Raw genomic sequence first — 22,873 nt, forward strand, 5'->3', positions numbered from 1 at the left:
TCGGTGGTGTGGCAGGAGGGCGCGATTCATTCGGCCCTCCGCGACTTTTCCTGAGTAAAGAACCTACGATTCTTCGGCGACCGGGGTCTGCACCGGTTCCGGTGTAGGTGTCGGGCCTGCGCGGCGGTTTTCCTGGAACCAGTGCAAGGCGATCAACAGCAGGGTCGGGACGCCCAGTAGGGCGGTAATCAGGAAGAAGTCGTGATAACCGAACTTTTCCACCATGACCCCGGAGTAGCCGCCGATCAGGCGTGGCAGTAACAGCATGATCGAGCTGAGCAGGGCGTACTGGGTGGCGGAGAACTTGAGGTTGGTCAGGCTCGACAGGTAGGCGACGAAGGCTGAGGTGGCCAGGCCTGAACTGAAGTTGTCCAGGGAGATGGTCAGGATCAGCATCTGCAGATTCGGGCCCATGTCGGCGAGCATCAGGAACAGGATGTTGGTCGCCGCGGAGGCGACGCCGCCAATGAACAGGATCGGCAGAATGCCGAAACGCACGATCAGCAGGCCGCCCATGCCGGCGCCGACCAGGGTCATGATCAGGCCGAAGATTTTGCTGACGCTGGCGATCTGGTCCTTGGTGAAGCCCTGGTCGATATAGAACACGTTGGCCATCACCCCCATGACCGTATCGGACATCCGGTAGGTGGCGATCAAGCCGAGCAGCAGCAGTGCTTGCCAGCGGTATCGCAGGATGAAGTCGTTGACTGGCGTCAGTACCGGCGCCAGGCCGCGTCGGCCCATGGCCGAGAGGCACAGGGCGGTGAGTGTGGTGTAGAGGATGGCCCGCAGGAACGCGCGGTCTTCGAGCAGCAGGTCGAGCAGGCTCACGCCTTCGAACAGTACGCTGGCAAAGTCGGTGTTGTAGAGCTGGGTGAACATGGCCGGCACGGACACCAGCAATATGATCAGCACGAATACCGAGGCCAGTTGATGCACGAAACTGTAGCGCCCGGCCTGCAGTTGCGTGCGTAACGGCACAGGTGGTTCGCGCATGAACAATGAAGTCAGCAGTGCCGGGACCATCAGCACCCCGAACAGGATGTAAGTGCCGGCCCAGGCCGCATGTTTGTAGTTGAAGCCGGTGGAGCCAAAGCCTTCGGCGAAGTACAGCGCGCCTGCAGTTGCCAGCAGCGCGGCGACCCGGTAACCGGACATGTAGCTGGCGGCCAGGGCGGCCTGACGATTGTCTTCGGCGATCTCCAGGCGATAGGCGTCTACCGCAATATCTTGCGTCGCCGAGGCGAAGGCGACGACCACTGCGATAGCGATGAGCCAGGAGAGATGCTTTTGCGGGTCGCAGAAACCCATCCCGATCAGGCCAAGGATGACCAGTGCCTGGGACAGCACGAGCCAGGATCGTCGTCGACCGAGTTTGCCGAGCAATGGCAGTCGCCATTGGTCGAGCAGCGGTGACCAGACCCATTTGAAGGCATACGCCAGGCCGATCAGGCTTGCATAGCCAATGGTTTCGCGAGCCACGCCGGCTTCACGCAGCCAGACCGAAAGCGTCGAAAACACCAGCATGTAAGGCAGGCCGGCGGCGAAACCAAGCAGCAACAGCACGAGTGTCGAGGGGCTGGCATAAGCGGCGAGCGCGGCGCGCCAGGTTTTACGGGGCATGGGCTGGAGTCTGCCTCAAGAAATACGGAAACAAAGCGCGCACTCTAACCGCTGTGCTCTACCGGGCGCCAGCCATGGCGCTGAATATCAACACGATTATTCAGGACACTGATGCCCTCCATGCGTAATCGTGCGCGCTGCTCATCCCCCGAAGGGCTGCCGACGGGCAGGCTGATACGCCCGTTTGCGCCCAGAACCCGATGCCAGGGCAACTTGCTGTCGCTCGGCAATTGGCTGAGGGTGCGCCCGACCCAGCGGGCGGCGCGACCCAGTCCTGCCAGCTCGGCCAATTGACCGTAGCTGACGACTTTGCCCTCGGGAACTTGCGCCAGTGTCAGATACAGCGCCGTGCGTCGGATTTGCGCCGCACTCTCGGGTTCATCGGTTGGATCGGTCACGTCCGTCATTCCTGAGAAAGTCTGCTTTACCGTCTGTAGAGTAATTCCTGTGCAGAAAGTTGAGAAATGAACTCAGCAGAAATAGTCGGGTCAGTCCTTGTCAGGGCCTTGTTCCTACGGATAATGCCGACTTTTCTTGCAAGCCTGAGCCGGTATTTTGCTTATGTTGTCCAGATCCCTGCTGTGTCTCGCTGTCCTCAGTGCTTCCTCTCCCTTGCTAGCCGATACCGTGTGGTTGAAGAACGGCGACAAGCTGAGCGGCAAGATCACGTTGTTCGATGGCGGCAAGCTGCTGATCCAGACCGAGTATGCCGGTGCGGTGACGATCGACTGGAAACAGGTCAAGACCCTGGACAGCGATCAGGAGTTGCTGGTCAAGCAGGATGCCTACAGTGGCGAGAAAGCCAAGTCGTTGAAAGCGGCGGACGCCGGCAAGGTCACGCTGGCCAATGGCGAAGCACCGAAGACGGTCGAACTGGCGAGCATTCAGCAGATTCTCAAGCCAAAACCGGTGGTCGAGGATCTGGTGTGGAAAGGCAATGTCGATATCGCACTGGATTATCAGCGGGCGGAAAACGATACCGATGACTACGGCATCGATTTCAAGACCAGTGCGCGTCACGGCCGCTGGCGGCATACCGCCGAAGGCGAATACAACCGCGAGTTCCAGGACAGCGTGGTGACCACCGACAACTGGCGGGCCGAGTATTCCATCGACCGGTTCCTGACCGAGCAGTGGTTCTGGCAGGGCCGCCTGGTGTACAAACGCGACAAGGTCGAAGACCTTTCCCGTCAGCGCACTGTCGGTACCGGTCCCGGCTATCAGTTCTGGGATGACGAACTCGGGGCGTTCTCCCTGGGCTCGCTGGTCAACCACACAGACTATGAGTTCTCTGACGGCAGCAAGGACAATTTCTACGCCCTGGCCATGAAGTGGGACTACAACCGCTATCTGGTCGGCAAACGTGTCGAGTTTTTCACCAATGGTGAGGTCGGCAAGCCGCTGTCGGGCGTGGCCGACTACGCACTCGATGCCGAGATGGGGTTGCGCTACAAGGTGACTGACTGGGCTTCGCTGAACCTGAAAGCGGAGCGGGACATCATCAGCGGCACCGAAGATGCGGATCTGGACAAGACACGCTACACCGCAGGGTTTGGCGTGACCTGGTAAGAAAATCAAAAGATCACCGCCTTCGACAGCTCCTGCAAGGTCAGCGCAGGGGCTGTCGAAGGCGGCGGTCTTTTTTGTGTGGACAAAACACCCGCCCACAAAAAAGCCCCGCTGTTGAGGGCGGGGCTTTTTACTAAAGCAAGTACAAGTTAGATAACTTGAACTTCTTCAGCTTGCATGCCTTTCTGACCGCGGGTAGCGATGAAAGAAACCTGTTGGCCTTCTTTCAGGCTTTTGAAGCCGTCGGACTGGATAGCTTTGAAGTGAACGAACAGGTCGTCACCGGATTGTGGAGTGATGAAGCCGAAGCCTTTTTCATCGTTGAACCACTTAACGGTACCGGTTTGGCGATTAGACATGGTGTAACTCCTTGAACAAAGATAACTGCGACTCAGGAAGAACCCTGGCCGAGACTGAGTGCAAAGAGCAGGAAAAATTCTTGTAGATGGTTGGATCGAAATTCAACATATCGTGTAGAGATTCTCAGTGACACAAGCAGCACAGTGACGCCACCTTAACCCTTTTTCCGGGACGTGCCAATGCTTCTTGCGCAGGTTTCTCTGTTTTAAGGATCGGCGGTGTGACGGTTCGTCGCCAGCGCAGGTAATTCCTGCCTGTTCGGCGAGAATTGCACCGCGGACTTTGAACCCGGCGGCGCGCCCGGTAAGATGCCGGACAGAATTTTTCGACCTCGCTATTCAGGACACCCGCCATGAGCATCAAATCGGACAAGTGGATTCGCCGCATGGCGCAAGAGCACGGCATGATCGAGCCTTTCGTCGAGCGCCAGATGCGCGGCAGCGACGATAGCCGTGTGATCTCCTATGGCGTGTCAAGCTACGGCTACGATGTGCGTTGCACTAATCATTTCAAGGTGTTCACCAACATCAATTCGGCGATCGTCGACCCGAAAAACTTCGATGCCGGCAGCTTCGTCGACATCCACAGCGACGTGTGCATCATTCCGCCGAACTCCTTCGCCCTGGCCAGCACCGTCGAATACTTCCGCATTCCGCGTAATGTATTGACCATTTGCCTGGGTAAAAGCACCTACGCGCGCTGCGGCATCATCGTCAACGTCACGCCGCTCGAGCCTGAGTGGGAAGGTCACGTGACCCTGGAGTTCTCCAACACCACCAATCTGCCGGCGAAAATCTACGCGAACGAAGGCGTGGCGCAGATGCTGTTCCTTGAGTCTGACGAAGAATGTGAAGTGTCTTACAAGGACCGTGGTGGCAAGTATCAGGGCCAGCGTGGCGTGACCCTGCCTCGCACCTGAGTCAACCGTCCGGCAAATATCGGGAGTTCCTGAGCGGGCGTACACTCTATGGGGTGTACTGCTCCGATCCGCGCAAGGCGGGTCGGCCATCGCTCAGGAGGGCCGAATGAAGATCGATCCACGAATCAGTGCCGAACTGGCAAGGCTTGAACCCAATCAGGTTGGCGTTCTGGCCTGGTCCTTGTTGGCACATCCACCCGTCAGCATGGCGGGGGGCATCCCCGGTCAGCCTGACCCTGATACCCCGAACGAAGAGCCGATGGAGCCTGGTGAACCTACTTTGCCGGATGAGCCACCGCCTGCGCCTGTTGTCTGATTGAATTGAATGTGGGAGCGAGCCTGCTCGCGAAGGCAATCGATCAGTCAACATCAATGCTGGCTGTACCGGCGCTATCGCGAGCAAGCTCGCTCCCACAGGTTTTGCTGTAGTCGTTACTTCAGGTTGCCACTCAGGAACTGCTTCAACCGCTCGCTTTTCGGATTGCCCAGCACGTCTTCCGGCGCGCCTTCTTCCTCAACCAGGCCCTTGTGCAGAAACAACACCTGGCTCGACACTTTGCGGGCGAAGCTCATTTCGTGGGTCACCATGATCATGGTCCGGCCTTCTTCGGCCAGACCCTGAATCACTTTCAGTACTTCACCCACCAGTTCCGGGTCCAGCGCCGAGGTCGGTTCGTCGAACAGCATGACTTCCGGCTCCATGGCCAGTGCGCGGGCAATCGCGACCCGTTGTTGCTGACCGCCGGACAGGAATGCCGGGTATTGGTCCGCCACACGGGAAGCCAGCCCCACCTTGTCGAGGTAGCGCCGGGCGCGGTCCTCGGCTTCTTTCCTGTCGCACCCCAGTACCCGGCGCGGAGCCATGGTGATGTTTTCCAGCACCGTCATGTGGCTCCACAGGTTGAAGTGCTGGAACACCATGGCCAGGCGGGTGCGAATCCGCTGCAGTTCATTGGCGTCGGCCACGTGCATGCCGTGACGATCCTTGATCATGCGGATGTTCTGCCCGTCGAGGCTCATGGCGCCGTCGTTGGGTTGTTCCAAAAAGTTGATGCAACGCAGAAAGGTACTTTTGCCCGAGCCGCTGGCGCCGATCAGGCTGATGACGTCGCCGGTCCTGGCCTTGAGTGAAACACCTTTGAGGACTTCATGGTCGCCATAACTTTTATGCAGGCCTTCGATGGTCAATTTGTACATGGGGCATGCATCCTCAAGGCGAAAGTAGATAGCCGCTGCGATAGGCTTCGGTGCCCGCGACGTGGGCGATCACCATGCCGGCAGTGGCCATGCGGCGCAGCGAGCGGGCGTACATCAATCCGGCGGCGGAGCAATGAACGGGGGTGACGCGATCGTTGACCGGATCAATGATCTCGGCGATCAATTGCCCGGCTTCCAGGTACTGGCCCGGCAGCGCGGTGAACACCAGCAGCCCGCCGACGGGCGTGGCCACCGGTTCTACACCGGCCAGCGGTGTCGCCGGGTAGGGTAGCTCGGGCAGGGGCGCATGTTCGCCGGCGATCGCGCCGAAATGGATCAGATAGTCGATCAACGCCTGACAGTCGAGGCTGGCCAGCGGGTGATTGACGTCGCCCTGGCCGCGCAATTCGACGGTCACGGAAAAACTGCCCGGCGGAATGTCGAAGTGTTCGCCGAAGCGTTCCTTCAACTGCCACCAGAGCAGGGTGAAGCATTCGTCGAACGACTGGCCACCGGAATCGGTTGCCAGCAGACTGGCTTCGGCGCCGATGTAGCGGGCCAGCGGCTCGACCTGCGGCCAGGCTTCAGGTGTGGTGTAGAGGTGCGCGACCGCTTCGAAATCGCAATGCAGGTCGAGCACCATGTCGGCATCGCAGGCCAGTCGTTGCAGGGTCAGGCGCTGGGATTGCAATTGGGTGCCAGCGCTCTGCCGAGCCAGCGCATCACGCAGGCTGCTGCGGATCAATTGTTGATTGTGCTGCGGATCGTCACCGAGCTTGCCTTCGATCGCGTTGCCGACTTCCTCGCTGAGGTCGACGAACCAGCGGTTGAAGTTCTGGCCGCTTTCCAGCTCGTAGCGGCCCAGCGGCACATCCATGAGCACCTGTTCCAGGCCCACCGGGTTGGCGATGGGCACCAGCACGATTTCGCTGCGCAGGCGACCGGCGGCTTCCAGCTCCGCCAGGCGTTGCTTGAGGTGCCAGGCCACCAGCATGCCGGGCATTTCGTCGGCGTGCAGGGAGGCCTGGATGTAGATCTTGCCGTTGGCCGGTTGTGGGCCGAAGTGAAAGCTGTGGATCTGTCTCGCGGTCCCCGGCAGCGGGGCCAGCAGGTCATGTTTCTGGTGGCGCATCTGTTGTTCCTGAAGCAGGTTGAGACCTAGTGGGTCGGCCCGAGGAAGGCCAGCCATCGGCGTTCGGCAAGGCGGAACAGGCCGACCAGCGCAAAAGTGACGGTCAGGTAGATCAGCGCGGCGATGCCGAACGACTGGAAGGTCAGGAAGGTCGCCGAGTTGGCGTCCCGCGCGACTTTCAGAATGTCCGGAATGGTTGCGGTGAAAGCCACGGTGGTCGAGTGCAGCATCAGAATCACTTCGTTGCTGTAGTAAGGCAACGAGCGACGCAAGGCCGACGGCATGATCACGTAGGCATACAGCTTCCAGCCAGTGAGGCCATAGGCCTTGGCCGCTTCGACTTCACCATGGGCCATGCTGCGAATGGCCCCGGCGAAGATCTCCGTGGTGTAGGCGCAGGTGTTCAGGGCGAAGGCCAGGATGGTGCAGTTCATCGCATCGCGGAAGAAGCTGTCGAGCAGCGGCTGCGCGCGTATGGCGGCCAGGCTGTAGATCCCTGTGTAGCAAATCAGCAACTGGATATACAGCGGTGTGCCACGGAACAGGTAGGTGTAGAACTGTACCGGCCAGCGAATGTAGAAGTGTGGAGAAACCCGGGCGATGGACAGCGGAATCGACACGATGAAGCCGAAGAAAATCGAAGCGCTGAGCAGCCACATGGTCATGGCCAGGCCGGTGATGTTCTGCCCGTCGGTGTAGAGGAAGGCTTTCCAGTATTCCTGCAGGAGTTCGATCATCGTACGGCCTCCCGTGTGCCTGCGGAGTAACGACGTTCGAGCCAGCGCAGAATGAAGTTGGATGCGCTGGTGATCACCAGGTAAATAAGCGCGGCAAGTACCAGGAAGTAAAACAGCTGATAGCTGCTTTTGCCGGCGTCCTGGGCAGCCTTGACCAGATCGGCGAGGCCGATGATCGACACCAGCGCGGTGGCCTTGAGCATCACCATCCAGTTGTTACCGATACCCGGCAGGGCATAACGCATCATCTGCGGGAACACCACGATCCAGAAGCGCTGGCCGCGTTTGAGGCCATAGGCTGTGGCCGCTTCGACCTGACCCCGTGGGACGGCGAGAATCGCGCCACGGAAGGTTTCGGTGAAATACGCACCATAGATGAAGCCCAGGGTAATGACCCCGGCACTGAACGGGTTGATCTCGATGTATTCCCATTCCATGAAATCGGTAAGCGAGGTCAGCCAGGTTTGCAGGCTGTAGAAAATCAGCAGCATCAGAACCAGGTCCGGAACGCCGCGAATGAGTGTGGTGTAAAGCTGGGCAGGCACGCGCATCAGTTTGACTTTTGACAACTTGGCACTGGCGCCGAGCAGTCCGAGCAACACGGCTACCAGCAGCGACAACGCTGACAACTTGATCGTCATCCAGGTGCCTTGCATCAGCAACGGACCGAAGCCCTTGAGGCTGAAGGCTGAGAGCCCCAGATTTTGTAAAAGGTTTTCGAACATAAATCAGCAACCTGATCGGAAGAAAAAAGCGCCCATCGCGAGATGGGCGCCGGGCATTATTTGCCGCTGTACAGATTCAGATCGCCAAAGTGTTTCTTTTGAATGGTGGCGTAGGTGCCATCATCGTGTAACGCTTTGATACCTTTATCCAAAAGCGCTTTCAGTTCGGTGTTACCTTTCTTGATACCGACCGCTGTTTTGGCCGGCAGCAGTTCATTGTCGACCGGTTTGCTGACTTCGTAGTCGGCACCCTGTGGCGACTTCAGGAAGCCCAGTTCGGCTTGCAGCATGTCCTGGATCCCTGCATCGAGACGACCGGAAGTCAAGTCAGCGTAGACCTGATCCTGGTTGGCGTAGGCCTGGGTTTTTACGCCGGCCTTGTCCAGAATGGCTTTGGCATAGGCTTCCTGAATGGTGCCTTGCTCGTAGCCGACGGTTTTGCCCTTGAGGGACGCGACGTCTGCGGTCACGCCAGAACCTTTCTTGGACACGTAAGCGGTTGGGCCGGAGAACAGCTCGCTGGAGAAGTCGATGACTTTTTCACGGGCCGGGGTAACGGTCATCGACGAGATCACACCGTCGAATTTATTGGCCTTCAGACCCGGGATCATGCCGTCGAAGTCACTTTCGACCCACTTGCACTTGACCTTCAGTTCGGCGCAGATCGCGTTCCCCAGATCGATGTCAAAGCCTACCAGGTTGCCATCGGCCGCTTTCGACTCGAACGGTGCGTAGGAAGGGTCAACGCCGAAACGCAGTTCTTTGTACTCCTTCGCCATGGCGGAGCCAGCAGCCACGCACAACGCCAGTGCAGAAAGGGTCAGCAATGCTTTTTCATTATTCAATCCCTAAATACCAATATGAGCGCTCGTGGCGCAGAATTGTTGTTACTGGAAAGCGTGTGACCTATTGAAAGTAGCAATTTCCGAACCAGAGTGCCGAACAAGCGTTTAAAAAGGTGCTTGGAAATGGCCGGAGACAGATTTATGCACGAAAACGGGCGCAGGGAAATGGCCGCACCCGTTCGGTTCAAAAAGAAAAAATATTGAGGATGAAAAGAGGGCTAGCTGAGCAGATTTTGCAGGGTCGTCAAAGTGTCGGCTTCGTCGACCGACTTGTCCTTGCGCCAGCGCAACCGCGAAGGCGACTCAACATTCAACCTCTATTTTGAATGTCAGGCCGCTTTCGCGAGCAGGCTCGCTCCCACAGGTAAAGGGCGGGGTTACTTGCCGGGAGTCAGCGTCAACCGCGCGTTCCCGTAGGCGTTGTCGAAGTTCTGTGGCTGCATCGGCAGGCTCATGTATTGACCCTTGAGCCACGGTTCGATGCTGTTGAGGTAATTCGGGCTGGCCGGGTTGCCGGACTGGCCGGTACCGTTCTGCGCCATCAGCGGTTCGGACTGGCCGAAGTCGACGATAAAGCGCATGGCTGGCGCCAGCGTGGTGTTGAAGTCCTGGCCCCAGGCGAAGGCGGCGGTGTTGAGCGTGGTGTGATCGCCACCGGCTGGCAGCGGTCCGCGTACGGTCTGGCCACTGGTGTTCTTCCAGTCATAGTGATGCAGTTTGCCCCACTGCCAGGCTTTGTGATCGCCGCCCAACTGGCTGTCGCCTGCGCTGATCGCTGCGGCGAGGCAGCGAGCGAGGATGGCCGGTTTGTCTTCTTTCTGCGCGGTGCGCACGTCATCCCAGAACGGGCTGTCCTCACGCCCGAGCAAATGATCGGCCTGGGCCGCGTAGGACAACTTGCCGTCGGCGACAAAGGCCTTCCATGCCGGGCTGCTTTCAGGGCCCAGTTCATCGAGGAAGATCTGCCGGGTGCTTTCCTGCAGGAACAACTCGTAGATTGCCGCATCGCTGGAGGTCGGGCCGAGCTTGCCGTCGAACGCCATCAAGCGGCTGTAGGCTTCGTGTGCCTTGGCACGATCGGCCGCCGGCAAGGCGTCGATGGCTTGTTTGAGCGGCTGAGCCATGCCCGGCGCTTCAAACATCTTCTTCAGCTTGGCAGCGAAGGTCGTGGTCTGGTCGTATTGCATGGCGATCAGGCTGCGGCTGTCATGTTTGCCTGCGCCGGCCAGTTCGGCCAGGCGCTCGCCGCGCTCCGGAGCGGCCCAGGAGTTGGACAACTGCATGCCGTAGCCATGGGGAATGACCCGCTGGTTGGCAGTGCCGAGCCAGCCTTGGGCCGGGTCCTGGTCGTACGGGTGCAGCATCGGGTCGGCATAACCGTCCCAATCGTAGCGGCCTTCCCAGCCCGGTGAGGGCAGCAGGCCTTCGCCTTCTCGGCGGTTCGGGTAACGACCGGTGACTTGCCAGCCGATGTGGCTGGCATCGGCAAATACAAGGTTCAGCGCGATGGCGCGGATTTCACGGCTGGCATCCGAGGCCTTCTCGACGCTCTGGGCGCGGGACAGGTCGAAGAACGCGTCCAGACTCTTGTCGTCGGTGAAGTTCGGCATCTGCAAGGCCAGGCCAAAACCGTTGGCCAGAGTGGTGCCCTGTGCGCTGTTGAGCAGCGGGCCGTGGCGGGTTTCGTACACGGCTTCGCGAATCGGCCGCTGGCCTTTGACGAAATAGGTTTCGTTGCGCACGATCGCCGGCTGCCATTTTCCGGCGTTTTCGTAGGTGAGCCCGTTACCCTGGCGCTTGATCTTCTCCAGGAAGAGGTCTTGGTTGTCGCCCATCACGGACGTCATGCTCCACGCCACTTTGCCGTTGAAACCGCCCAGCACCATCGGCAGGCCCGCGATGGTCACACCGGAGGCCTGATACTTCGGCGCGCGAATCTGCACGTAACTGAACAGCGAAGGCACGCCCAGCGGGCCGTGACTGTCACTGGCCAACAGGCTCTTGCCACTGCGGCTGCGCTGCGGGGCGATGGCCCAGTTGTTCGACGAGGTGGCGCCCGGCAGATTGAGGTCCGACAGTTGCCCAATGGCTTTACTGAGTTCGGCCAGCCCCGGGACTTGCCCGTTGAGCTTGAGTCCTTGCAGTTTTTCGCTTTCGGCGACCGGCAGTTTTTCGTCGGGAGCCGACGGCGTCAGCCACGGGAGTTTGTCGGTGGTGACGGTCTGGGCCAGTACCAGCGAGGAAATTTCTTCCGGCAGGTTGGTCGACTGGCTGAAGTTCAACAGGCAGAAAATCAGCGCCGAATCTTCCGGCTGCCAGTATTCAGGCTTGTAGCCGGTGGCCGCCAGGTCCGCCGGCAGTTTGTCGCGATAGCGGAACAGGTAGGCGTTGACACCCCGCGCATAGACTTCGAAGAAACGCTTGAGGCGCGGCGACGAGGCCTTGTACAACTCGCCGGCACTTTTCTTCAGGTTGACCGCCCGCATGTAACGGTCGGCATCCAGCAAGTCCGCACCCTGCATCTCGGCCAAACGGCCCTGGGCCAGCAGGCGCAGGGTGACCATCTGCGTGATGCGGTCGCTGGCATGCACGTAACCGAGGGTGAACAGCGCGTCGTGGAAGCTGTTGCTTTCGATCAGCGGCATGCCCATGGCATTGCGGCGCACCGAAACGTTCTGCGCCAGGCCCTTGAGCGGTTGTACGCCGGAGGTCGGCGGGAGGGTGTCCTGGGCGTTGAAGTTCTGACAACCGGTCAGGCTCAAGACACCGGCCACTGCTGCGGCAACGCCGAACCGGGGTAGAAAATGAGTAAGGGCTGGCGAGGCCATGGCAAAGCTCCTGCGGGGGTAGAGGCGGCGCGAAATAAAGGCGCTACGTTAGTGAGCGGGAGGTGGCCGCGCAAGCGGGGTGCCAGGTTATTTCAGGATTTGTCTGATAAACCTGAAAGATCGCAACCTTGCCAGTCGCAATGGGGGATGTTGAAGTGCGAAACGCTCAACAATCCTGGAGAACAGTCAGCATGGAGCTCAAGGCAAACGCGGCACTGATCATCATCGATCAACAGAAAGGCATCCTTCACCCCAGACTCGGCCGCAGGAACAACCCGCAGGCCGAAGCGCGCATGCTGGAAATGCTCGACCATTGGCGGCGTACCGCTCGGCCGGTGATCCATGTGCAGCACCTGTCCCGGTCAGAGGACTCAGTGTTCTGGCCGCAGCAGTCGGGGGTGGAATTTCAGGAGCGTTTTGCACCAAGGGCCGGCGAACGCCTGATCCAGAAACAGGTGCCGGATGCGTTTTGTTCGACGGGGTTGGAGACTGAGTTGCGTGAGGCGGGGATCGGGCAGTTGATCATCGTCGGTGTCGCGACCCACAACTCGGTGGAGTCCACGGCGCGCACCGCGGGCAACCTGGGGTTTGATACGTGGGTGGCCGAGGATGCGTGCTTTACCTTCGACAAGGTTGATGTTTTCGGCCATGTCCATAGCGCCGAGGAGGTGCATGCGATGTCATTGGGGAATTTGCAGGGGGAGTATGCGACGGTGGTCAGCAGTGCCTATCTGTTAAACGCTGACTGAAAAACCTGTAGGAGAGAGCTTGCTCGCGATGGTGTGTCAGCTACACAGATGTCGACTGACAGTCCATCGCGAGCAAGCTCGCTCTTACAAGGGATCTGCATTCACACCACAGGCCTGCTCACGAAGACGATTCAACAGGCGAAGCAACTCTTCGCCCGAAGCATCAAGCGCCGTGGCACTTCTTGAATTTCTTGCCGTTGCCGCACGGGCACGGATCGTTGCGGCCGACGTCTTTCAGGGCGTTGCGCACCGGTTCCTGGTGAGCGTGGCCGCAGTTCGGACCGTGGACATGGCCGTGGTCGTGATCATGCTGGTGAAGGTCATGGTCGTGGTTGCAGTCAGGGCCGTGGACGTGGGGTTGCTGGGTCATCGGTGTTGCTCCGGAATTAAATCGGCGGGGATTATCACGCCATTCCGCGCCAGGTGCACGTAGTGGGCGATGAATAAACCGGTTTCCAGTTCACCTTCCAGACGATAAGGAACGGGCTGATCGGGTTTTTTCAGCTGTTTGACCAGGTCACGCACCTTTGACCACAGGTTGGTGCGGATCGGCACCTTGAAGTAGGCGCTGTGTTTGGGGCCGACGGTGAACCAGTGTTCGTGCTCGCCTTCGGCCAGCAGAATGTCACCCAAGTGAATGCGGTACTCCAGACTGCGCACGGTCAGGTCGCTGTCGTTGGGGTTGTCGATGCGAAAATGCAGGAGGAGTTTCTGTTCCAGCAATTTGGCGCGGACCACCTCGATCTTCACCAGATGGACTTCGGGGTCCGGCAAGTCGTCGCCGAACCACGATACGCAGCCGCCAAGTCCCAGTGTCAGGAACAACGTGAGCAAATAGAGTGCGCCGCGGCGGATGATCATCGTGGTGTTTCTCCCTTGAGCCCCAGTCTAGACCCAAAAGATCACAGCCTTCGACAGCTCCTGCGAGATGGACAGGCATTCCCTGTCCTAACTGCTGAAATACCCCGCGCAACACTTCTTGAACTTCTGCCCGCTCGCGCACGGGCAGGCGTCATTGCGTCCAAGCTTGAGCGGCACGGTGGGGTCGATGAAATACCAGCGCCCGGTGTTTTGCACAAATGACGAACGCTCGCGGTGGCTGTGCTCGCCACCGCTGTCGTGCCACCGCGCGGTGAAGGTCACGAAGGCGTGTTCAGGCTGGCCACCCAGTACTTCGGAGCTTTCCACCTCAAGGCCCAGCCACGTGCTTTGCGCGCTCCAGTCGCTGATCGATTGACGGTCCAGGCCGGCCTGTTGGGCAGGCAGGGTGGTGGCCACCAAATAATCGACCAGCCCCAGCACATAGGCGCTGTAGCGCGAGCGCATCAAGGCTTCCGCGCACGGCGCTGGGTGCCCGGCATGGTAGTGACCGCAGCAGGCGTCGAGCGGAGTGCCGCTGCCGCAAGGGCAAATGGATGTACTCATTGCATTACCACCAGTATTTCCCGAAGTTTTCCGGATTGGCCCAGAAGCGCGAATTGAGCCAGTCGGGGACTTGTTTGTATTCAAGCAGATCGTAGGTAAACAGGGTCAGGACCTGTTCGTCCCGTTGAAAGCGTTCACTGGCTTGCAGGGCCAGGGAGAAAAAGTCGGTTTCCTGCCAGCCACAGGCCGGCAGATCCGCCAGCACGGCGATGCGGCTGGCGTTGAGGTTGCGGATGCCGCCCAGCAGGTTCAGGCCGTCGCGCTTGGGCAAATGCTCCAGGCAATCGACCACCAGGGCCAGGTCGAATCGGCGGGCTGCCAACTCGGCGGGCAACGGCCCGGGGACAGCGCAAGCGACGCTGCTGTCAGGGTGAGCAAGTTTGAACGCTTCCAGTGCCGGGAACTCGCTGGCGCCGATCAACAACAGGCGCGCGGGGGCATATCGGTCAAGTAAAGCGGCCAGTGCCTGTTGCGGCGTGCGTGAAGAAATATCTGCAGTCATCGAAGATCCTCAATCAGGTCTGCCAAGACTAGCCTGCCCGAAGGTTCGGGCCTAGAGCGGCTTGGCGACAAAAGCGCCAACCTGTCGCTAAAGCATGAATAAACAGCATGGCCTATTGCTGGCGGAGTTTAAAACTCGGGTCTTTACTACCTGAATCGGTTCTAAGCCGATCCTTCAGGAGAAAACTAGATGAGCATAGTTCGGACAGCATTACCCTTGGTTCTGCTAACCAGTGTCTTGACTGGTTGCGCAGGTTTGCAGAAAACCGATTGGCCGACCTGCGCGGCGGTTGGTGGTGTCGTGGGCGCGGGCCTCGGTGCGACCGAAAGCTCGGCATGGGCAGGGTATGGTGCTCTGCTCGTCGGCGGCACGGCAGCGGCTTATTGCTGGGTTCATGGGGATGGCGACGAAGACGGTGATGGTGTGCCGGACAGCCGTGACAAGTGCCCAGGCACGCCAAAAGGCGTTCAGGTCGATGCCAACGGTTGCCCACCACCAGCACCTGTGGTCGAAGAAGCGGTTGTGGTCAAGGAAGAAACCATCGTCATCCGCGATGTTCACTTCCAGTTTGATAAAGCTACGCTTACCTCGTCCGACAAAATGGTACTCGACAAGATTGCCACTCGCCTGAAAGCCGAAGCCCCGACTGCCAAACTGACCGTCACTGGTCATACCGACAGCGTGGGCAGCGACACCTACAACCAGAAACTGTCGGATAAACGCGCCCACTCGGTGGTTGAATACCTCATCTCGCAAGGCGTACCTCGCAGTAACTTCGTGTCGGTTGTCGGTGCCGGTGAAAGCCAGCCGGTTGCTGACAACAAAACCGCTGACGGTCGTGCACAGAACCGTCGTACGGAAATCAAAATCGAGCGTTAAGCCCCCCTCGCATCCGCGCCTTGTGCAGTCGCGGATGCGGGTCTTTACTCCTGTGTAACCGGTACTGGCCGGGGACACAGGAGCTTTCAACATGATCGTTCTCACAAGGACCGTCTTGTCGGTTCTGCTACTTGGCAGTCTCTTGACCGGCTGCGCGACCCACAGTGATGGCACTGCCCCCCTTAATCAACGAACCTGGCCAATTTGCAGCCTCATCGGTGGTCTGGTCGGTGGTGGTCTGGGCGCCATCGAGAGCGGTGGTTGGGCCGCGGGTGGGGCGGCGCTGGGTATCTTGTCCGGCGGTTTGATCTGCTATGCCCAGGATGGCGACGAAGACGGCGACGGCGTTTTCGACCGACGCGACCGTTGTCCCGACACTCCCGCCAATACCTCGGTCGATCATCGCGGTTGCCCGATGCCGCAGTATCCGGCCGCCAGCGTCAAACCCGAGGCCGCACAGTCCGAAGTCATCACCCTGAGCGATGACGTGCTGTTTGCCTTCAATCAATCCGACCTGACCCCGACGGCGAAGAGTCGTCTGGATGCATTGATGAGCAAGTTCGAGGATGCCGATGTGGTCAGCATCAAGGTGGTCGGCCATACCGACAGTGTCGGCTCGGATGCCTATAACCAGGCCTTGTCGGAGCGACGCGCCAGTAGCGTGGCGGAATACTTGCTGAGCCAGGGTGTGGTGCCGAACAAAGTCACCAGCGAAGGCAAGGGCGAGAGTCAGCCGATTGCCGACAACGAAACGGAAGAAGGTCGTGCGAAAAACCGTCGTGTGGATCTGCATATAAACCGCTGAGCCAAGAGATAGAGCCGTCGAGCGACAGTTGTGAGCACTGCGACGGCCGTTCGGCGGCCTCCATGAAGAATTTTCCATTGCCCTCTGGCTTAACCCGCGTGGAAGCCGTTACTGTGCGTGCAAACAATAATTCTCATCGGGGGAGCGTATGAAAGTCTTATGGGGGCTGGGGCGGTTATTGACCCTGCTGTTCTGGTCGGTGGTGCTGGTCAACCTGCTCACGCCGTTCGTCTTTCCGCTGCACCCGTTGGTCAATCTGGCCGGCGGCCTGTTGGGGTTCATCCATCTACTGGAAGCCTTGTTGTGTTATCGCAGCCTGCGGGGTCGCACCCATCCCTGGCTTGACCGCCTGAAGATCGTCATTTTCGGCGTATTCCACCTGCAAACCATTCCAGCCCCTACCGCTTCGAAGGCTTCCCATGCGTAAACTCTGCCTGCTCGCCGCACTCATCAGCCCATTGGCCTGCGCACAGGTGGTGAGTGTCGAACCCAACTCGTTGATGCGCTTGCCCAACACCGCCAGCACCCTGCAACTGGAACGCCTGGAAGTGGCCGATTACGGCACCTTGCTGATTCCCTCGAACGTCACCGAAGTCACCGTGGGTGAATTGCATCTGGGGCGTGAAGCGCGTATCGCCATCGTGCCGGGGGAGCAGGCGCTGGCGCTGAAGGTCCATCGCGCCGATTTGTCCGAAGGCAGCCAGATCACTGCCCGTGGTGCACCCGGGACCTATCAGAAGGCTGCTCGGTCCGGACGCAATCTTGATTTGCAGATCAAGGCACTGAACGCAGCGCAGTTGATCGTTGATGCCCGTGGTGGCGCGGGCGCACCGGGGTTTGTCGGTCTCGATGGGGCTAACGGCGAGGAACCGGGGTGCACCTGGGGACAGGCCGGTCGCGGCGCCGATGGCAGTGATGGCAGCAATGGTCAGCCGGGGGCGCCGGGGGCGCTGGTTAAACTGGCGCTGCCGCACGACTTCCCGGCAGACCGGATCAAGGTTCAGGTGGCTGGCGGTGCCGGTGGCCTGGCCGGCCCGGGCGGCAAACCGGGCGCGGGTGGCAAGGCCAAGGGCTGCCTGATTTACAAGGCCGATGGCGGCAAGAGCGGTAAACCTGGCGCCGACGGGCAGCCGGGGCCTGAAGGCGCGGCGGGTTCGGTGACCGTGCAGCGGTTGTAAATCTCACCAAGTAATAGGTGGCAATTGATTTCCTGTGGCGAGGGAGCAAGCTCCCTCGCCACAAAAGCCCTCTGCCACGCATAACTCAAAACGTCGGCCGAACCGACGCAATCGCTACCACCACCAACCCCACCAGCAAATTGATCCCCACCACCCTGCGAATTCTCCCCAGCACTGCAGCCCCCGCCGGCCAATCCTGCTCGGCCACGGCGGTGCGCAGTTCCGGCAGCATCAGCGCCTGAATCCGGATAAACAGTGCGGTCATCACCACATACAAGCCCATCATCACCTGCACATAGCGCGGCGCGTTTTCGAAACCGGTGAAGTGCAGATTCAGCATGCCCACACCGCTGACCGGCAACAGCACCACCGCCACCCAGACCCAGCGGAAAAAACCTTGAAACACTTCTACCCATAACTTCAGCCGGGCGGGGCCCTCCAGTGCCGTGATCGCCGCAGGGCGCAAGACCATCCAGGCGAAAAACATGCCCCCCACCCACACCAGTGCGGCGAGGACATGCAGGCTATAAACAAGGCTAAAAGCGGTCATTGGGGTACTCCGTTCTGCGCGGGATTAATTAGCGGGGTATGATAGCGGCGATCCGAACCACTGAAAATTTATCCAGCGTTTTTTGCGCCCGACAATCCATGATCAGCACTGAACTCAAAACCACGATCCAGGGCGCCTATTCGCGTTTTCTCGAAGCCAAGAGCCTCAAGCCGCGCTACGGCCAACGCCTGATGATCGCCGAAGTCGCCAAGGTCCTGGGCGACATCGATACCGACGACGAAGGCCGGCGCAGTGGCGACCCCGCGATAGTCGCGGTGGAAGCCGGCACCGGTACCGGCAAGACCGTGGCCTACAGCCTGGCGGCGATCCCCACGGCGAAAGCCGCCGGCAAGCGCCTGGTGATCGCCACGGCCACCGTGGCCTTGCAAGAGCAGATCGTCTACAAGGACTTGCCCGACCTGATGCGCAACAGCGGGCTGAACTTCAGCTTCGCCCTGGCCAAGGGGCGCGGGCGCTACATGTGCCTGTCCAAGCTCGACATGTTGCTCCAGGAAGGCCACGCGCAGACCGCCACGGCGCAGTTGTTCGAGGAAGAAGGCTTCAAGATCGAGGTCGACGAGGCCAGTCAGAAACTGTTTACCAGCATGATCGAAAAACTCGCCGGCAATAAGTGGGACGGCGACCGCGACAGTTGGTCAACCGCCCTGGAGGACGCCGACTGGGCACGCCTGACCACCGATCACAGCCAGTGCACCAACCGTCATTGCCCGAATTTCGGCCAGTGCGCTTTCTACAAGGCCCGCGAAGGCATGGGCAAGGTCGATGTGATCGTCACCAACCACGACATGGTCCTGGCCGACCTGGCCCTGGGCGGCGGCGCCGTGCTGCCGGACCCGCGCGACACCATCTACGTGTTCGACGAAGGCCATCACCTGCCGGACAAGGCCATCGGCCATTTCGCCCATTACACGCGTCTGCGCTCTACCGCTGATTGGCTGGAAACTACCGCCAAAAACCTCACCAAACTGCTGGCCCAGCATCCGTTGCCGGGGGACCTGGGCAAGTTGATCGAGCAGGTGCCGGAGCTGGCGCGGGAGATCAAGACCCAGCAGCAGTTCATGTTCACCGCCTGCGAGCAAATTGCCGATTTCAAACCCGGCGAAGACGTTGAAGGCCGCGAGCGACCGCGTCATCGATTCGTCGGCGGGGTGATTCCCGAGCACATGCGTGAAATGGGCATCGAACTGAAGAAAGGCTTCGCACGGCTGACCGATTTGTTCACCCGCCTGACCGACCTGCTCAAGGAAGGCATGGACGGCGAGGTCAACATTGGCATAGCCAGCAACCAGGCCGAAGAGTGGTATCCGCTGTTCGGCAGCCTGTTGTCGCGTTCTTCCGGCAACTGGGAGTTGTGGACCGCCTTCACCGTCGAAGACCCGGAAGACAACCCGCCCATGGCTCGCTGGCTGACCCTGGCCGAAAGTGGTTCGCTGTTCGACATCGAGGTCAACGCAAGTCCCATCCTGGCGGCGGAAATGCTCCGGCGCAATTTGTGGAACGTGGCGTATGGCTGTCTGGTGACTTCGGCGACCTTGACTGCGCTGGGCACCTTCGACCGCTTCCGCATGCGCGCCGGCCTGCCCAAAAAAGCCGTGACGGCGGTGGTGCCAAGCCCGTTCCATCATGCCGACGCCGGTGTGTTGCGGGTGCCGAACCTGAACGCCGACCCTCGTGACGCAGCGGCGCATACCGCCGCGATCATTCGTGATCTGCCTGAGTTGGTCGAAGGCTCGCGGGGCACGCTGGTGCTGTTTTCCTCGCGTAAACAGATGCAGGACGTGTTCGATGGCCTCGACCGCGACTGGCGCAAGCAGGTGTTCATTCAGGGCAACCTGTCGAAACAGGAAACCCTGAACAAGCACAAGGCGCGAGTCGATGGCGGGGATTCCAGCGTATTGTTCGGCCTGGCGAGCTTCGCCGAAGGGGTCGACTTGCCCGGTGCCTATTGCGAGCACGTGGTCATTGCCAAGATTCCTTTCTCGGTGCCCGATGATCCCGTTGAAGCCGCCCTGTCCGAATGGATCGAGGCCCGGGGCGGCAATCCGTTCATGGAAATCTCCGTACCGGACGCCTCGCTGAAGCTGGTTCAGGCCTGCGGTCGCTTGCTGCGTACCGAAGAAGACCGCGGCACCATCACCTTGCTCGACCGGCGCCTGGTGACCCAGCGCTATGGCAAAGCCATCCTCAACGCGTTGCCGCCGTTCCGTCGAGAAATTTCCTGACGCACCGGTGGGCAGTTTTGCCCGCCGCGTTGTCTATCTCTCTGCCATCGCTTTTCCACTGGCCCATTGAAGGTCGTTAGGGAGAATTTCGTTCTCATGATTTGCCGTTCGTTGCCTGCCGTTTTTGCCCTGCTGTTCGCAACACCTCTGCTGGCCGCTCCCGCCGGCCAGCAGACGCTGTTCAACTTTGTGCGCCCCGCCGACGTGGTCCAGGTGGCGACTCAGGATGCCAGCCTGCCGCAATCCAACGCCGAGCAAACCCCCGAGGGCGAAGTGCTGCGCCGGGTGACATTCAACCCGGTCGCCCGGCCGACGTTGCGCCTGACCCCGCAAACCGGCGCCTGGGACTGGTCGCAGTCGGGCGTCATGAGCCTGCGGATCCAGAGTGCGATGAACTGGGCCTTGACCCTGTACGTAACCATCCAGAGCAACGACGGCAAGACACTGGTCAGCCGCGTCGATCTGCCGGCGGGGCCTGCGCAAACCCTGTTGGTTCCACTGCAAGCGACATCCCCGCTGAGCCAGGGCATGAAGGCTGGCCCGCCGATGCCGATGACCGTCGATGGCCAGCGTGTGTTGCTGGCCAGTAGCGCCGGTGAACTGGATCGCAGAGAAGTGGTGTCGGTGAGTTTGTCGATGGACCAGCCGAAAGTCGCGCAGAGCATCCTGCTGGAGCGCTTTGGTGTGCAGGACGGTGAGTCGGTCACCCAAGCCGTGTATGGCGGATTGGTGGATGCTTACGGCCAGTCGACCCGGGGCAAATGGCCGGAAAAAATCAGCAGCGACGAACAACTCAAAGGCTCCGCCAGCAAGGAACAGCAACAACTGAAAACCTGGCTGGCCGAGCGCGAAAAGTCTTCCCTGGACAAATTCGGTGGTTTGACCAAAGGCCCATCCTTCAAGGCCAGCGGCTTTTTCCGCACAGAGAAGCGTGACGGTCGCTGGTATCTGGTGACACCTGAAGGCCATCCGTTCTATTCCCTCGGGGTCAATACCGTAGCCCCGGATGTCAACCAGACCTATGTTGCCGGCCGCGAGTGGATGTTCGAATCCCTGCCCAAGGCAGACGAGGCGCTGGCCAGTCACTATGGCGAAGGCGACAACCGTGGCGGCAACGGGGCCGATCAAGGGCGCGGCTACAATGCCGGGCGCTGGTACGACTTCTACGGTGCTAACCTGCAACGCCTGTATGGTGATCCTTGCGCGTTGGGCAGCGAAACCAAAGCTGGAGTCGCCGAGGCGGCCAAGTCAGAAGCGACGGTAGCGACAGCGACAGAACCAAAAGCGGTCGAACCGTGCAAAGCACTGTTCGATGAGCAGCGCTGGGCCAGCCACACCCTTGATCGCTTGCAGGCCTGGGGTTTCAACACCCTTGGCAACTGGAGTGCGCCGGTGCTGGGCAACGCGGATCGCGTGCCGTACACCTTGCCGCTGTCGATCGTCGGCGACTACGCCAGCATCAGCACCGGCACCGACTGGTGGGGCGGCATGCCCGACCCGTTCGACCCGCGTTTCGCCATGGCCACCGAACGCGCCGTGGCGATTGCCGCTCGCGACCATCGTGACGATCCATGGCTGATCGGTTACTACGCTGACAACGAACTGGCCTGGGCCGGTCCCGGCGATGACCCGAAAGCCCGTTATGCCCTGGCCTACGGCACCTTGAAGATGACCACCGACGTGCCGGCCAAGCGCGCGTTCCTCAAGCAACTGCGCGACAAGTACCGCAATCAGGCTGGCCTGTCGAAAGCCTGGGGCATTGATTTGCCGGCCTGGGAACTGATGGAAGATCCTGGATTCGTACCGCCGCTCCCGAGCGCCGAGCACCCGGAAATCGAAGCCGACTTCAAATACTTCCAGAAGGTCTTTGCTGACACTTACTTCAGGACCATCTCCGACTCACTCCAGTGGCACGCGCCTAACCAGTTGCTGCTCGGCGGACGTTTCGCCATCAGCACGCCGGAAGCCGTGGAGTCCTGCGCCCAGTATTGCGACGTGTTGAGCTTCAACATGTACACCCTGCAACCCCAGGACGGTTACGACTTCGCCAAACTACGCAGTCTCGACAAACCGGTGCTGGTCACCGAGTTCAATTTCGGTTCGGCTGATCGTGGCCCGTTCTGGGGCGGTGTCACGCCATTGGCGAAGGAGGAAGATCGCGGTGCGGCGTATGCCAACTTCCTCAAGCAGGCCTTGAGCGAGCCGTCGATTGTTGGTGTGCATTGGTTCCAGTACCTCGATCAACCGGTCACCGGGCGCCTGCTTGACGGTGAAAACGGTCACTTCGGGTTGGTGGGCATCACTGATCTGCCGTTCCAGGGCTTTGTCGACAGCGTGCGCAAGAGCAACCTGGCGACAATCGAGCAACTGGGCAAAGAGGCCGAGAAGGCTGCGACCGCCGCCGACAAAGCCAGCCACGACGCCGAGGGCGGCCGCAAGGCCGAGGCCGGCAAGGGGCCGGGGAAGGGCGCTGGCGGGCATTCGGGGAATGGTCATTAATCGCTGAAACCCTGTGGCGAGTGGGCTTGCCCCCGCTGGGTTGCGTAGCAACCCCAGAATTTCGGCAACTGCCGAACACTTTGGGAGCGCTGCGCACTCTAACGGGGC

Annotated in this window: 24 protein-coding genes; 10 read left to right on the plus strand and 14 right to left on the minus strand. The window is 60.1% G+C overall.

Features of this window, described 5'->3' with window-relative positions; genetic code table 11:
- Positions 1-63: 63 nt before the first annotated feature.
- Entirely contained in the window at positions 64-1,623 is a 1,560-nt protein-coding gene (locus RS887_RS15775; RefSeq protein ID WP_111281434.1) for an AmpG family muropeptide MFS transporter, read from the minus strand.
- Positions 1,624-1,667: 44 nt separating this feature from the next.
- The gene (locus tag RS887_RS15780) at positions 1,668-2,030 is read right to left on the minus strand and encodes an MGMT family protein (RefSeq protein ID WP_256356894.1); all 363 of its coding nucleotides are present in this window, start codon (positions 2,028-2,030) and stop codon (positions 1,668-1,670) included.
- Positions 2,031-2,184: 154 nt separating this feature from the next.
- On the opposite strand from RS887_RS15780, the gene RS887_RS15785 reads away from it, so the two are divergent.
- The gene (locus RS887_RS15785) at positions 2,185-3,192 is read left to right on the plus strand and encodes a DUF481 domain-containing protein (protein WP_322616073.1); all 1,008 of its coding nucleotides are present in this window, start codon (positions 2,185-2,187) and stop codon (positions 3,190-3,192) included.
- Between the two features lie 149 nt (positions 3,193-3,341).
- Here the strand turns inward: RS887_RS15785 and RS887_RS15790 are convergent, their stop codons facing one another.
- On the minus strand, positions 3,342-3,551 hold the full coding sequence (locus RS887_RS15790) for a cold-shock protein (RefSeq protein ID WP_002554837.1): 210 nt from the start codon (positions 3,549-3,551) through the stop codon (positions 3,342-3,344).
- A 353-nt stretch (positions 3,552-3,904) separates the two neighbouring features.
- Here RS887_RS15790 and dcd point away from each other — a divergent pair, with 353 nt between their 5' ends.
- Both dcd and RS887_RS15800 read left to right on the plus strand, forming a co-directional pair.
- On the plus strand, positions 3,905-4,471 hold the full coding sequence (gene dcd / locus RS887_RS15795; RefSeq protein WP_007940589.1) for a dCTP deaminase: 567 nt from the start codon (positions 3,905-3,907) through the stop codon (positions 4,469-4,471).
- 106 nt (positions 4,472-4,577) lie between these two features.
- Positions 4,578-4,787, plus strand: a complete 210-nt coding sequence (locus RS887_RS15800) for a hypothetical protein (RefSeq protein ID WP_322616074.1) — start codon at positions 4,578-4,580, stop codon at positions 4,785-4,787.
- 116 nt (positions 4,788-4,903) lie between these two features.
- On the opposite strand, the gene RS887_RS15805 is transcribed toward RS887_RS15800, so the two are convergent.
- From RS887_RS15805 to RS887_RS15830, 6 genes are all read right to left on the minus strand, one after another.
- On the minus strand, positions 4,904-5,668 hold the full coding sequence (locus tag RS887_RS15805) for an ABC transporter ATP-binding protein (protein ID WP_111281440.1): 765 nt from the start codon (positions 5,666-5,668) through the stop codon (positions 4,904-4,906).
- Between the two features lie 13 nt (positions 5,669-5,681).
- Complete coding sequence (locus RS887_RS15810; RefSeq protein WP_322616075.1) at positions 5,682-6,800, minus strand: succinylglutamate desuccinylase/aspartoacylase family protein; 1,119 nt, start codon at positions 6,798-6,800, stop codon at positions 5,682-5,684.
- A gap of 26 nt (positions 6,801-6,826) precedes the next feature.
- Complete coding sequence (locus RS887_RS15815) at positions 6,827-7,537, minus strand: ABC transporter permease (protein ID WP_085715607.1); 711 nt, start codon at positions 7,535-7,537, stop codon at positions 6,827-6,829.
- Positions 7,534-8,262 (minus strand): ABC transporter permease, encoded by a 729-nt coding sequence (locus RS887_RS15820; protein WP_111281444.1) that lies wholly within the window; start codon positions 8,260-8,262, stop codon positions 7,534-7,536. The genes RS887_RS15815 and RS887_RS15820 overlap by 4 nt, the downstream gene beginning before the upstream one ends.
- 56 nt (positions 8,263-8,318) lie before the next feature.
- The gene (locus tag RS887_RS15825; protein WP_322616348.1) at positions 8,319-9,041 is read right to left on the minus strand and encodes a transporter substrate-binding domain-containing protein; all 723 of its coding nucleotides are present in this window, start codon (positions 9,039-9,041) and stop codon (positions 8,319-8,321) included.
- Between the two features lie 443 nt (positions 9,042-9,484).
- Positions 9,485-11,935 (minus strand): penicillin acylase family protein, encoded by a 2,451-nt coding sequence (locus RS887_RS15830; protein WP_322616076.1) that lies wholly within the window; start codon positions 11,933-11,935, stop codon positions 9,485-9,487.
- Positions 11,936-12,126: 191 nt separating this feature from the next.
- Here RS887_RS15830 and RS887_RS15835 point away from each other — a divergent pair, with 191 nt between their 5' ends.
- Positions 12,127-12,684 (plus strand): cysteine hydrolase family protein, encoded by a 558-nt coding sequence (locus RS887_RS15835; protein WP_322616077.1) that lies wholly within the window; start codon positions 12,127-12,129, stop codon positions 12,682-12,684.
- Positions 12,685-12,847: 163 nt separating this feature from the next.
- On the opposite strand, the gene RS887_RS15840 is transcribed toward RS887_RS15835, so the two are convergent.
- The 4 genes from RS887_RS15840 to RS887_RS15855 all read right to left on the minus strand — a co-directional run bounded on the left by RS887_RS15840 (position 12,848) and on the right by RS887_RS15855 (position 14,611).
- A complete protein-coding gene (locus tag RS887_RS15840; protein WP_322616078.1) occupies positions 12,848-13,054 on the minus strand; it encodes an SEC-C metal-binding domain-containing protein in 207 nt (68 codons plus the stop codon).
- Positions 13,051-13,545 (minus strand): LEA type 2 family protein, encoded by a 495-nt coding sequence (locus RS887_RS15845; protein ID WP_322616079.1) that lies wholly within the window; start codon positions 13,543-13,545, stop codon positions 13,051-13,053. Before RS887_RS15845 ends, RS887_RS15840 begins: the two co-directional genes overlap by 4 nt.
- Positions 13,546-13,632: 87 nt before the next feature.
- Positions 13,633-14,109 (minus strand): YchJ family protein, encoded by a 477-nt coding sequence (locus RS887_RS15850; protein WP_322616080.1) that lies wholly within the window; start codon positions 14,107-14,109, stop codon positions 13,633-13,635.
- A 4-nt stretch (positions 14,110-14,113) separates the two neighbouring features.
- Positions 14,114-14,611 (minus strand): DUF6231 family protein, encoded by a 498-nt coding sequence (locus tag RS887_RS15855; RefSeq protein ID WP_322616081.1) that lies wholly within the window; start codon positions 14,609-14,611, stop codon positions 14,114-14,116.
- Positions 14,612-14,800: 189 nt separating this feature from the next.
- On the opposite strand from RS887_RS15855, the gene RS887_RS15860 reads away from it, so the two are divergent.
- The 4 genes from RS887_RS15860 (at position 14,801) to RS887_RS15875 (ending at position 17,473) form a co-directional block, all read left to right on the plus strand.
- On the plus strand, positions 14,801-15,490 hold the full coding sequence (locus RS887_RS15860) for an OmpA family protein (protein WP_322616082.1): 690 nt from the start codon (positions 14,801-14,803) through the stop codon (positions 15,488-15,490).
- Positions 15,491-15,581: 91 nt separating this feature from the next.
- Positions 15,582-16,295 carry an OmpA family protein gene (locus RS887_RS15865; protein WP_322616083.1) on the plus strand — a complete coding sequence of 238 codons (714 nt, stop codon included), beginning with the start codon at positions 15,582-15,584 and terminating at the stop codon, positions 16,293-16,295.
- Between the two features lie 148 nt (positions 16,296-16,443).
- Complete coding sequence (locus tag RS887_RS15870; protein WP_322616084.1) at positions 16,444-16,722, plus strand: DUF1145 domain-containing protein; 279 nt, start codon at positions 16,444-16,446, stop codon at positions 16,720-16,722.
- Positions 16,715-17,473, plus strand: coding sequence for a collagen-like protein (locus tag RS887_RS15875; RefSeq protein ID WP_322616085.1), 759 nt, complete (start codon positions 16,715-16,717; stop codon positions 17,471-17,473). The genes RS887_RS15870 and RS887_RS15875 overlap by 8 nt, the downstream gene beginning before the upstream one ends.
- An 85-nt stretch (positions 17,474-17,558) precedes the next feature.
- On the opposite strand, the gene RS887_RS15880 is transcribed toward RS887_RS15875, so the two are convergent.
- The gene (locus RS887_RS15880) at positions 17,559-18,023 is read right to left on the minus strand and encodes a CopD family protein (RefSeq protein ID WP_111281464.1); all 465 of its coding nucleotides are present in this window, start codon (positions 18,021-18,023) and stop codon (positions 17,559-17,561) included.
- 98 nt (positions 18,024-18,121) lie between these two features.
- Between RS887_RS15880 and dinG the strand changes: the two genes are divergently transcribed.
- Both dinG and RS887_RS15890 read left to right on the plus strand, forming a co-directional pair.
- Entirely contained in the window at positions 18,122-20,266 is a 2,145-nt protein-coding gene (dinG, locus tag RS887_RS15885; RefSeq protein WP_008016067.1) for an ATP-dependent DNA helicase DinG, read from the plus strand.
- A gap of 96 nt (positions 20,267-20,362) precedes the next feature.
- Positions 20,363-22,765, plus strand: a complete 2,403-nt coding sequence (locus RS887_RS15890) for a beta-agarase (protein ID WP_322616086.1) — start codon at positions 20,363-20,365, stop codon at positions 22,763-22,765.
- Positions 22,766-22,873: the final 108 nt, after the last annotated feature.

Source organism: Pseudomonas sp. BIC9C (assembly GCF_034541995.1).
GTDB lineage: Bacteria > Pseudomonadota > Gammaproteobacteria > Pseudomonadales > Pseudomonadaceae > Aquipseudomonas > Aquipseudomonas fluorescens_CC.